Origin of the sequence: Solihabitans fulvus (genome assembly GCF_008386585.1) — a bacterium.
Taxonomy (GTDB): Bacteria; Actinomycetota; Actinomycetes; order Mycobacteriales; family Pseudonocardiaceae; genus Solihabitans; species Solihabitans fulvus.
The window spans coordinates 1-333 of record NZ_VUOB01000185.1; the positions used below are offsets into that span (position 1 = coordinate 1).

The window sequence follows — 333 nt, forward strand, 5'->3', positions numbered from 1 at the left end:
GCGTCGGGTGTGTGTCTTGAGAGCCAACACGAGGCCTCCCCCGCCAACCCCCCCAGGCTGAGCGGCGGCCCGCCCCGCCGGTCGCCTCCCGACGTCACTGCCGCGTGGATGCACGTCAGACGAACCGGCTGGCACGGCATGAACCGCCAGGCCACACTCGCGCACGGCCGACGGATGCTGGCCTCCCTCGACGCCACCATGCTCGGCACCGACGCGGCCGAGGTGTCCGTCGTCGACCTGCTCAACGGCTACGCCGGCGAACTGGCCATCGACTTCTGCCTTGGCCAAGGCAACGCGGACGTCGCCGCCGCCGTAGTCCGGCGCGCGGCCGTC

The 333-nt window shown here is 72.7% G+C and carries 1 pseudogene; it reads left to right on the top strand.

The annotated features are described in order from the left end of the window. Positions 1 to 108: 108 nt before the first annotated feature. Positions 109 to 333: pseudogene (locus F0L68_RS41210) on the top strand (hypothetical protein); the annotation flags it as partial.